This is a genomic window from Rhizobium sp. PP-CC-3G-465 (genome assembly GCF_004343445.1).
In the GTDB taxonomy this organism is placed as follows: Bacteria; Pseudomonadota; Alphaproteobacteria; order Rhizobiales; family Rhizobiaceae; genus Ferranicluibacter; species Ferranicluibacter rubi.
In genome coordinates this window covers 1-9,365 of the sequence record NZ_SLYH01000035.1, presented here as the reverse complement: position 1 = coordinate 9,365, position 9,365 = coordinate 1, and the positions used below count along the sequence as shown (strand labels likewise).

The window sequence follows — 9,365 nt, the reverse complement described above, 5'->3', positions numbered from 1 at the left end:
GGCCGGCTTCAAATCGGAACGGTGGCCGGAATGAAATCGGAATGGGTGGCCGGCTTCGTGTCGGAATAGGTGGCCGGCTTCATCGGAATACGCATATAGGCCGTTGTCTGGTTCTCCGGCTTGCTTCAGGACGGTCTGATCTGCCGCAGGCACGATCTGCGATTTATGCTTCATCTACATGCCCTATCGACCGGGGGTTTGCGAAAGTTCCGGAAATCCCGTATATTCCGTAACAAAAGAGTTTTATCATGACATCCACGGTTACCGCTGCGGCGGTTTCGAAAAATTTCGGGGCTTATCAGGATGCGGCCGTTCGCGAGCCGGTGATCATCACCAAGAATGGTCGCCCCCGCACGGTTCTGATCGCCTATGAGGACTATGTGCGTCTGGCAAAGCATGACCGCCGGGTCGAACTTTCGGTGATGCTCGGCGACGATGACCTCGCCGCCATTGAAGCTTCGCGAATGGAGCCGGGTCTGGATCATCTCAATGCCGAACTGTTGACGGAGAAGCATGCTGCCGACTGAACCAAAGGTCGGCTGGCTGTTTCGGTATTCGTATCTCTGGCATTGGCAGCATCTCGAAGGCCGGGAGGAAGGCGACAAGAACCGCCCGGTGCTGGTTCTGGCGATCGTCGTCACACGGGAAGACGGAACGCGGGCGGTGCGGGTTTTGCCTGTCACGCATTCGCCGCCGTCTGATCCGCAAGACGCTGTTGAAATTTCGGCGGCCACCAAACGTCGCCTGGGACTTGATGACGAACGCTCCTGGATTGCTCTGACAGAAAGCAACCGCTTCGTCTGGCCCGGACCCGACGTCAGGCGGATGGACGGTGAAACCGGCTATTACGGCGCGCTGCCACCAGCCCTGTTTGAAGAGATCAAGCGCCGGTTTGTCGAGCAGGCGCGGGCGCAACGTCATCGTGCGACGGCCCGAAGCGAATAGCTGCCCTGTGGCGGTGGGTCTGTTATACTGACCCCGTTTGTTGCCCGTCATTTTCCATCCCGTTCTGATCGTTGCAGCCGTGATTTGCCCCGACTTTACAGCGTCGGGGAGTCGAAATTCATGACTATCGATACGAGGTAGTTATCGATGGTTAGCACTCCAACCGGCGATCGTACCATGTGGCGAACCATTGTGGATTTTGGCTCTAGATTTCAATTGAAGCGCCAAGTGGAATATTCTTCCTTGGGTTTTTGATCTTGCGGGTTCAAAAACAGAGCAGGGGAGGGCGTCTATCCGGTTGATATCGCGATTGATGCGCCAAAGTTTACCATCGGGGATCCGGCCATTCGGCATTTTCCCAAGCAGCGAATTCTCCAGGAGATATCATGTTCTTTTCGCCGTTCCTCAGTCGCATGGGGTAGAAGCGGTCATACATCGGATCGAAACTGGAAAGGAGCGACGCAAAGCTGGCCTTACGTTGCGCTTTCGTCCATGAACAAAATAACCCCCCGCGGCTGTTGATCATCTCAAATACTGCAGCCTGTGCTGGATCAAGGCGCTGCCAAAGACTGATAATATGCTCAGTCTGCGCACCGAAATCTTCGCGCAGCGCCTCTTCGATCACTGCTTCCATAGCATAGGCAATAGATTGTGTTTTGGCCGTATGGCTGAGGAACGCGAGGGATTGCCTCAGCAGCCTTTGCTGCAGCAAAAGGACTGGCCAAAGGATCTGTACACCGTATCTAACGCCAATTTCTTCAAAATGCTTTGGCGGCTGAATAACCTCACGCTGCCGCTCAAACGCTTTGCGCACATCGTACGCCAAGCCAAGAAACGAGCCTTCTTTGTCGATGACAAGCGGTGAGCGGTCATTCACATCATGGACGACCTCATGCAGCCAGGTCAGGGATGTATAGTCTCCGACGAGCAATATGCCAGCGTGGTTTTTGAGCAAACTGTAGGAGAGCATTCAGACTGATCCTTTCCGTTGACGAAGAGGGCTGATCACGCCGTCCAGGGGTCGATGATATCTATTCCGAAGCCTCCGAAATCCTTGGTGTTGCGCGTCGCAAGGATCAATTGGTGAGCGAAGGCTGTAGCGGCTATCAAGCCGTCCATAGAGGCCAGCCCGCGACCACTTCGCTTGGCGAGCGCCATGAGATCACCCCAAGCCAAAGCGACAGGCCCTTCCACTGGAATAATCCGATTTTCGAAGCGTTGAGGCAGATCATGCTCGAGCCACTCGCCCAGGGTGTCGCGTTTCCGTCCGCTATCCATCAGAGCGACACCGCGGCGAATTTCAGCAATCGATACGATGCTGATGAACGTGCGGTCTTCGTCTAACCCATGGAGCCACTTCAGGACGCTCTCATCGGGGCGAGGTTTTGTAACTTCCGACAGAACGTTCGTGTCGAGGAGTAGTCTCATAGGGACAAGTCGCGCGGCTCGTCGTGTTGTCGCTCAATATCCAGATCGGCGCCACGCAGAGGCGATGCCAATAGAAACTCGGCGAGTGATCCCCGGCGCGCAGTCTTCTTTTGCCATTCTTCTGCAGAAACAACTACCACGCTCGGTTTCCCATTGCGGCTAATAGTCTGAGGTGCCAATTGCGCGCGCTCCATAACCTCTGAAAGCTTTGCTTTCGCGCCAGCGACTGTCCAGTTCATATCATCGTGCGTTGATGCTTGCATCGTCTCACCTATAACAAAAATGACTATCGTGACTATAATGTCCAAACGATCCTATTGCAAGCGCGTGGCGGAGAGGGGGCAACTAAAGCCCGGATGCCTTGGTCAGGTTTACACGGAAGCGATCGCGCCGTCGTTGATATCTCCGAGTCATCTCTGCGGACGCGTGCCCCAGTTGCTTCTAGACATATCGCTCATTGACTTTGGCAGGAGAAGCGAGGCCTGCCCGAATGGAATGACCGGAGAACTTGAACACACACTCGATCTCGCTGAGATCACCGCGAACGCCGGCCGCCATTGCGGCCCGCTTCACCAGCCGAGCCACTTCCTTGTCATTCAGCCTTTCTGGCCTAACCGCTTTGCCTTGTCCCGTGACCCGACCGAAAAGGGGACCGTGCGCAAGCTTGGCGAACTTGACCCAGGTCTCGACTGCCGCGATTGGGCAGGTAGAGTCTGAAGAACCGCGGCAAATTTTGACTTCCCGCCATCCAGTTTTGCCGCGCAGGGTGACGAGCATTCCCTTGTCGAGGATTTCGATCCAGCCGCGCCCATCTTCGGTCTGGTCTGCCTTCAGATCAAGGCCAACGATCTCGGAGCGGCGAAGACCTCCTGCAAAGCCGATGAGCAGCATGGCACGGTCTCGCAGGCCGCGCAGCGAACCGTGGTCGAGCGTCTCGACCAAGGCAATGATAGCCGCCCACGTCCGGCTTGAAGTTCCATGGCATAAAAGCCTCGATATCCTGCGCGAGCCATCCGTTGGCCATTCGAATAAGCGTCTTTGTCAGCCAAGCCAATAGATCGACATCATTCATTTTGGCTGTCTGCAGAAACCGCCTTGCCGAGCGCCGATTTCAACGATCTCTTGTTACTCAGTTCGGTGAGCTTGGCCTTCAGCTCTCCCATGATGGGCGCCGCCTCGCGGCGCCTGACGATAAGCCGGATATCGGCATTCCCCGCGCGCTTCCCGGCACGGGGGCCAAGGAGCTGCCCTTCGATACGCAATCCCAATTGAGCGTTACTGGGTCCGATACGTACGCTCACGCTTCAGGTAACCGCTAAATCTTCAATACCTGCTTGCTCTATCATTCAAGACGGGCACTATGCTGACTGCAACGAGGAAACTTAATTATGTCGGCTCCTATCAGCAATCTCGCTTTTCCTCGAAGTTCCCATCTTCTGAGCGGATGGCTCGCCGTAGTTGCGGCGCTGTCTATCCTTACGCCGGCTTCCGCCGCGGATTCAGACTATGTCCATGCCGCCGAGAAGATAGGCACGGTCGAGGACATATATGACGGGACTCTGTTGCCCGATGATGCAGTCGCGACCTTTCGCAACATCGATCGGCTGTTTCCTACCCGGGCAATCAAGGCTGGCGGTACCGTGCTGCCGCTGCCAAAGTCCGACAAGCCACTCGGCAACGTCACCTTCGAGATCAACGGAAAGAAAAACGATCTCTACGACTTCATAGCGCTCGACAGCATCACTGCACTTCTCGTGCTGAAGGACGGCAAAATTGCCTATGAGACCTACCAGCGCGGCAACACTGACAAGACGCGCTGGATGTCGATGTCGGTGGCAAAATCGATCACCTCAACACTTGCCGCCATCGCCATCAAAGAAGGCCTACTCGCCGGTCTCGACGCCTCCGTCGCCGATTATGTGCCAGCGCTGAAAGGCAGCGCGTATGACGGCACAAGCGTACGTGACGTGCTGATGATGACCTCAGGTGTCCGGTGGAACGAGACATATACCGACCTCGCCTCCGACCGACGGGCGCTCCTGAACTCTCAAATCTCGCAGGTGCCCGGCTCGGCGATGAAGCTGATGGCCAGCCTGCCGCGTGCTGCCGAGCCCGGCACGGTGAACAATTACAGCACCGGGGAGACTCAAGTGCTGAGCGAAATTGTGCGAGGGGCGATTAAGAAGCCGCTGGCCGACTACCTTTCGGAAAAGATCTGGGTGCCCTTCGGCATGGAGGCCGATGCCAACTGGTGGCTTGATTCCCCGGACGGGCACGAAATCGGTGGAAGCGGCATAAGCGCCACCTTGCGCGACTACGGCCGCTTCGGCCTGTTCTTCCTGAACGACGGCAAGATCGGCGGCACCTCGATTCTGCCCGATGGCTGGACGAAAGAGGCTTCGCTGCCGACCAAGCTAAAGGACGGCTCGAAGCTGGATTACGGCTACATGTGGTGGACCGGCTGGACTACGCCCTCGATCGCGGACGGCGCCTTTGCGGCCATCGGCATCCAAGGGCAAAACATCTACATCAACCCGGCGAAGAACGTCGTCATCGTCACCTTCGGTGCCCAGCCCAAACCGACCGGCAAGGAGCCGATTGACCCGCTGGTCGTCTTCGACGCCGTCGCCGCTGCACTGGACTGAGCCGAGCTGCCTACCAGAGGTGAACGTGCCAATGCCGCTTTTGAATTCGTGGCGGAAGATCATCCGGTGGTGGTCCTCGGGCTCCTCTCGGGCATTTAAACTATGCACCAGAAAGCGGACAGACCCGCTTTCTGCCTTAAGCAGGAATGGTTTCCAGAGCCGCCTTGGGCTGGAAGCGGTCACCACTACCCCATCATCGAGTGCTATAAACCTGCGGCTTTGGTCAGGTTTACCCGAAACCGATCCCGCCTGCGCTGCTATCTCCGCGTCATTTCCGCCGACGCATGCCCAAGCTGCTTCTGCACATAGCGCTCATCGCCTTCGGCCGATGAGGCGAGACCCGCGCGCATCTAGTGCCCGGAGAACTTCATCGCTCGCTCGATCTCGCTGAGATCACCACGAACGCCGGCCGCCGTCGCCGCGCGCTTCACCAGCCACGCGACTTCCCGGTCGTTGAGACGTTCCGGTCCGACGGCTTTGTCCTGTCCTGCCACCCGGCGGAACAGCGGCCCATGAACCAGCTTTGCAAACCGGATCCAGGTCTCGACCGTCACGACCGGGCAGGTGGCATCCGACGACCCCCGCCCGATCTCCACCTCCCGCCACCCGGTCTTGCCGCGCAGGGTCACGAGCATGCCCTGATCAAGGATCTCGATCCAGCCGCGCCCGTCTTCCGTCTGCTCGGCTTTCAGATCGAGACCGACGATCTCGGAGCCGCGCAGGCCGCCAGCATAGCCGATCAGCAGCATGGCGCGATCACGCAGGCCGCGTAGCGTGCCGCGATCAAGCGTCTCGATCATGGCGATGATGTCTTCCGCCAGCACCGCTTCTTTCTGAACCGGAGGTTTGGCATGGCTCTTGCGGATGCCGGACATGACCGTTGCGATATGACGATCCTTGCGATCGAGCGGGAGGCCGCGCTGGGCATAGTTCCAGGACAAGGACGCCAGACGTCGCTCGATCGTCGATACCGCGTTCGACTTCACGCCGCGCGTCGCCGCGCCCGACGCGCAGGCCGTGATGTAGAGACCGACGGTTTGCGGATGCGGGGGGAGGGGAGCCAGATTGGACCGCCGGCTCCACGCGGAAAAATGCTTCCAGTCGGCTGCGTAGGCTTTTCGTGTATTCGCGGAGCTGGCCGCTGCGACGTAGCCCCGGGCACGATCGGCAAGGTTGGCGAGATGGGTTGGCGTCTGATCGTCGCCGGCGGGAGAGAGGAGGGGGCTTCCGCCCGATACCTGCGACGCTGAAACATCATGCCCAGCCGCCGCGCTGAGAGACGGCGCCGAGGTCTTCTCGCCGTGGATTTCGGTGTTCTGCTCGATGATCTGGGTCATTTTCACATCATGCGAATGAAGTCCGATAGGTACCTCTTATCGAAGGATATGAGGGCATCTGACGATAGCGAGAAGGCTAGCCGCTGTATGGCTATGACCTACCTCGTGCATTGCAGATTTTGATATGCAAGGGCAGTGTCTTCACAGCTATCTATCGATGAATTGAGGCCAAAGATAGTGATGGGGTTTCCAGCCGGGATGAGGAGAGGTGTTTCCGTGAACTACGAAATAGATGTATGCTCAGATTCTGCGTATGAGGAGCTGATTGCCGAAATTCGTTTTGAGCACGGCGACTCCGTGGTGGTTAGCCAAGAGCACAGTCGTGACCAGTTCGAGGTGAGCATCTATTCCCATATCAGGAACACAGATGAGTTGCCTGAACAGCCGAACTTAATCGATCTTGATGATTTTCTTTGTGCAGTTGCTAAGGCCAAAGAACGCTTGAGGCTGCTAGACGTGCCACGCGCTTGATGGATTGGTAATGTCGGTTTTTGGGCCCAAAGCCGCTATCAGGAAGCAATAATCAGGTATAGCGCGAGTCACCATAATTTGTTCAAACAGCTTATGACCAGCGACCCCATTCCGGAATACCTACTAGCTCAGCGGCTGCGAAATCGCTGCATCGACGTGTTGGAACTTCTTGCAGAAGGCGACGAGGCCGTCCGGCAGTTTGGTTCCGCACAATACTTCAACTGTTTTTTCGACTGGTTTCCCGACGAGGGCGCTTACGATCCCCCGTCGGCATTGTCTAAAGTTGAAGTAGGGGTCGCTACAGCGGTCCTAAGCCTGATGCGCGACGCGTGCGATACCACTCCGATGCTGGTGACCGAAGACGAGCTTATCGCAACGGGCTGGCCAAGCCGTATTCAGCCGTTTGCACAAAACGCGCTGAAAGTGTTCATGACCCGAGGTCGGGGCGTTGAGGATTAACAGCGCTGTTCATCATTGCATTCGAAACGTCCGCTTGTGTGCGCAAAGCTGCCTCGTCGGGTCTTTGGCTCATCGTAGTCATGCAGCGTTCCGTTTAGCCTATCGGCATGCAGTTGCAGGCTGACGGCTTTTAGAAAAGGATTTGCAGTGAACGTCCCAGCCATTCGCTATTATCCAATGGACTTTGATCTGCAGGCTGAGGCAGTTTTCGCTGATATCATCCGCATAGTGATGGAGCTGATCTCAGGCTCTAAAGTTATGAAAGCTCATTTTTTCGTGCCCGGGCAATCCGAGTTCGTTAAAGTGTACTTCCCGCACGTAGACATTTTCAGAGTAATTGACGATATGCACCTCCCGTTTGAAGAAATGGACATTCTCACCAGGGGTCACGTGTCCGACCATTTTGTTTTTCGAGTTGAGGGAGCACCCTTCTGGGCATCGCAGCAAGAGTTACTGCAAGATCTCAGACCAGAAACAAAACATTTTCGCTTTGTGACAGGTGGCAGTTGCCTTGATGTTATCTCTTGTCACGAGCCAGTCATTGAGTGGGTTCCGAACACGCATGAGTAGTTCTTAACAGTAATGACCGCTTCCGGCTGATCGCTTTGACAGCTTTCGACAGAAAGGCAGAATAACCGCAGGAGAAGGAAACGACATGAAAGAGCTTGCGGTTAAAGCAGTTTATTATGCAGACTCGTTCAACGATTTTGAATTGTCAAATCTGACGGATGGCAAATTCGATAACGTGGGCGCTACAGCATACAGAAGCTTCCGGCTTCTCCTGGATATTGGTCAAACTGATGAAGACTGGACCGAGCATTTTAGTGTAGTGGTATGCACCCCGGACAACCGACCTCGAAATAACCCGAAAGGGCGCTTCTTGCTTGTTCGGAATTACCATAACTCGACCGTGACGAGCGGCCTGATGCAAACAGTGACGTCATGCGAGCGAGATACATGGGAAAACTGCCTGTCGGCTCTGCGGAAACGTTTTAGGTGGGAATACGACTAGACAACCATAGGCCGGTTGCTCAACCTCTTCACCCCAAACGAGTGCCAGAACTATTTCGCTGCCGCTGGATACGATGCAATATGATCGGATTCCGCTCTAAAGTCTAGCAGGACTGCCGATGCGCTGCGCCTAGGCAGTGTCCCCATAAACGGGGTTCATCTTTTTGACGGTGTGTGATTCCATCTCCTTGAAAGGAGATTGCCATGCGCCGTCACGAATTGAGCGACGAAGAATGGGCTATCATCGCACCTTTGTTGCCGAACAATAGCCGTGGAATAGAACGCGTCGACGACCGCCGGGTGATCAACGGCATCCTGTGGCGTTTCAGGACGGGTTCGTCTTGGCGAGATGTGCCGGAGCGTTACGGTCCGCGCACGACGCTTTACAATCGGTTCTCCCGCTGGCGCAAGGCGGGCGTCTGGGATCGCCTTCTGGACGTCGTTTCAAAGCGTTACGATGGCGACATCGTGATGATCGACAGTTCTTGTGTTCGCGTTCACCAGCATGGTGCCAACGCTAAAAAGGGGGATCTGTCGATCCTTGCATGGGACGTTCGCGCGGTGGCCTGACGACAAAGATCCACGCTCTTGTCGATGCAGATGGCAGACCAGTTCGGTTGGAACTCACCGCCGGCCAAGCCGCCGATGCACCGATGGCCGAAAAGCTGTTGAGCGACCTACGGCCCGGCGCGACGATTCTCGCCGACAAAGCATATGACACCGACGCCATTCGTAACTTTGCCAAGCAACGCAAATGCTGGGCGAATATCCCTGCAAAGGCAAATCGAAAGCAGACATTCAGCTTCAGCCGCTGGATCTACCGTCAGCGCAATCTCGTGGAGCGTTTCTTCAATCGCATCAAACAGATGCGCGGCCTCGCGACGCGATACGACAGGCGTGCTGATAATTACCTCGCGGCCCTCAAGCTTGCAGCGACGAGGATATGGATTGCTTCAGCTAATGAGTCCGGACCCTAGCATTACAGTTGCGATTTTCCGATAGCTCTGAATCTATAGGTCTCCATGATTCGGAGGTCATGGATGGTGGGTGCATCAATCGAGACGACGTT

12 protein-coding genes and 3 pseudogenes are annotated in these 9,365 nt (G+C 56.1%); 8 read left to right on the top strand and 7 right to left on the bottom strand.

Annotated features, from left to right (window positions below):
- The first annotated feature begins 248 nt into the window (after positions 1-248).
- The gene (locus C8J33_RS26380; protein WP_110808402.1) at positions 249-527 is read left to right on the top strand and encodes a type II toxin-antitoxin system Phd/YefM family antitoxin; all 279 of its coding nucleotides are present in this window, start codon (positions 249-251) and stop codon (positions 525-527) included.
- Positions 514-945 carry a plasmid maintenance toxin (PemK-like) gene (locus C8J33_RS26375; protein WP_132665891.1) on the top strand — a complete coding sequence of 144 codons (432 nt, stop codon included), beginning with the start codon at positions 514-516 and terminating at the stop codon, positions 943-945. The genes C8J33_RS26380 and C8J33_RS26375 overlap by 14 nt, the downstream gene beginning before the upstream one ends.
- A 325-nt stretch (positions 946-1,270) precedes the next feature.
- Here C8J33_RS26375 and C8J33_RS26370 read toward each other — a convergent pair whose 3' ends face one another.
- From C8J33_RS26370 to C8J33_RS27850, 6 genes and pseudogenes are all read right to left on the bottom strand, one after another.
- The gene (locus C8J33_RS26370) at positions 1,271-1,915 is read right to left on the bottom strand and encodes a DUF6904 family protein (protein WP_110803142.1); all 645 of its coding nucleotides are present in this window, start codon (positions 1,913-1,915) and stop codon (positions 1,271-1,273) included.
- A gap of 35 nt (positions 1,916-1,950) precedes the next feature.
- On the bottom strand, positions 1,951-2,373 hold the full coding sequence (locus C8J33_RS26365; protein WP_110803143.1) for a type II toxin-antitoxin system VapC family toxin: 423 nt from the start codon (positions 2,371-2,373) through the stop codon (positions 1,951-1,953).
- The gene (locus C8J33_RS26360) at positions 2,370-2,636 is read right to left on the bottom strand and encodes a type II toxin-antitoxin system prevent-host-death family antitoxin (protein WP_110803150.1); all 267 of its coding nucleotides are present in this window, start codon (positions 2,634-2,636) and stop codon (positions 2,370-2,372) included. Before C8J33_RS26360 ends, C8J33_RS26365 begins: the two co-directional genes overlap by 4 nt.
- Positions 2,637-2,718: 82 nt before the next feature.
- Positions 2,719-3,324 (bottom strand): annotated as a pseudogene (locus C8J33_RS26355) (tyrosine-type recombinase/integrase); the annotation flags it as partial.
- A 19-nt stretch (positions 3,325-3,343) separates the two neighbouring features.
- A pseudogene (locus tag C8J33_RS26350) lies at positions 3,344-3,460 on the bottom strand (transposase domain-containing protein); the annotation flags it as partial.
- The gene (locus tag C8J33_RS27850; RefSeq protein WP_132449170.1) at positions 3,438-3,674 is read right to left on the bottom strand and encodes a hypothetical protein; all 237 of its coding nucleotides are present in this window, start codon (positions 3,672-3,674) and stop codon (positions 3,438-3,440) included. The gene C8J33_RS27850 and the pseudogene C8J33_RS26350, both read right to left, overlap by 23 nt.
- Positions 3,675-3,761: 87 nt before the next feature.
- Here C8J33_RS27850 and C8J33_RS26340 point away from each other — a divergent pair, with 87 nt between their 5' ends.
- Entirely contained in the window at positions 3,762-5,018 is a 1,257-nt protein-coding gene (locus C8J33_RS26340) for a serine hydrolase domain-containing protein (protein ID WP_132665890.1), read from the top strand.
- Between the two features lie 257 nt (positions 5,019-5,275).
- On the opposite strand, the pseudogene C8J33_RS26335 reads toward C8J33_RS26340, so the two are convergent.
- A pseudogene (locus C8J33_RS26335) lies at positions 5,276-6,355 on the bottom strand (tyrosine-type recombinase/integrase).
- Between the two features lie 216 nt (positions 6,356-6,571).
- On the opposite strand from C8J33_RS26335, the gene C8J33_RS26330 reads away from it, so the two are divergent.
- The 5 genes from C8J33_RS26330 to C8J33_RS26310 all read left to right on the top strand — a co-directional run bounded on the left by C8J33_RS26330 (position 6,572) and on the right by C8J33_RS26310 (position 9,273).
- The gene (locus tag C8J33_RS26330) at positions 6,572-6,826 is read left to right on the top strand and encodes a hypothetical protein (RefSeq protein ID WP_110808400.1); all 255 of its coding nucleotides are present in this window, start codon (positions 6,572-6,574) and stop codon (positions 6,824-6,826) included.
- A 93-nt stretch (positions 6,827-6,919) separates the two neighbouring features.
- Positions 6,920-7,285 (top strand): hypothetical protein, encoded by a 366-nt coding sequence (locus C8J33_RS26325; RefSeq protein WP_132665889.1) that lies wholly within the window; start codon positions 6,920-6,922, stop codon positions 7,283-7,285.
- A gap of 147 nt (positions 7,286-7,432) precedes the next feature.
- Positions 7,433-7,855, top strand: coding sequence for a hypothetical protein (locus C8J33_RS26320; protein WP_132665888.1), 423 nt, complete (start codon positions 7,433-7,435; stop codon positions 7,853-7,855).
- A gap of 85 nt (positions 7,856-7,940) precedes the next feature.
- Positions 7,941-8,297, top strand: coding sequence for an Imm8 family immunity protein (locus tag C8J33_RS26315; RefSeq protein WP_132665887.1), 357 nt, complete (start codon positions 7,941-7,943; stop codon positions 8,295-8,297).
- Between the two features lie 197 nt (positions 8,298-8,494).
- Positions 8,495-9,273 (top strand): IS5 family transposase gene (locus tag C8J33_RS26310; RefSeq protein WP_422039183.1). Its coding sequence is split into 2 segments (ribosomal slippage): positions 8,495-8,821 and positions 8,824-9,273, totalling 777 coding nucleotides; the frame shifts between segments, so codons are not numbered across the junction.
- The last annotated feature ends 92 nt before the right edge of the window (positions 9,274-9,365 follow it).